Source organism: Psychrobacter sp. 16-MNA-CIBAN-0192 (genome assembly GCF_040309565.1).
In the GTDB taxonomy this organism is placed as follows: domain Bacteria; phylum Pseudomonadota; class Gammaproteobacteria; order Pseudomonadales; family Moraxellaceae; genus Psychrobacter.
In genome coordinates this window covers 1-396 of sequence record NZ_JBEOOX010000053.1, presented here as the reverse complement: position 1 = coordinate 396, position 396 = coordinate 1, and the positions used below count along the sequence as shown (strand labels likewise).

Here is a 396-nt window from a genome sequence, read left to right as displayed (position 1 = left end):
CCGCACCGCCACATCCTTCAGAACGAGTCGTCCAAATGTCAGCCATCGCTTCCATTGCTGCTTTTAAGAATGTCCGCGGACCAAATTCTGCAGGATGTTCAGCTAAGAATTTACGCACGGCACCCGTTGATGCTAAACGTAAATCAGTATCAATGTTCACTTTACGCACACCGTGCTTAATACCTTCAACGATTTCTTCTAACGGTACACCGTAAGTTTCTGGAATTTCACCACCGTACTGGTTGATGATTTTCAGCCACTCTTGCGGTACTGAAGATGAACCGTGCATAACCAAATGCGTGTTAGGGATCCGCGCATGGATTTCTTTAATACGGTCGATACGTAATACATCACCGGTAGGTTTACGGCTGAACTTGTACGCACCATGACTGGTAC

1 protein-coding gene is annotated in these 396 nt (G+C 46.5%); it reads right to left on the bottom strand.

Annotated elements, in window-relative coordinates; genetic code table 11:
* The coding region (locus tag AAEY78_RS12320) for a class II fructose-bisphosphate aldolase (protein WP_352339631.1) at positions 1 to 396 on the bottom strand (396 nt) is incomplete at both ends.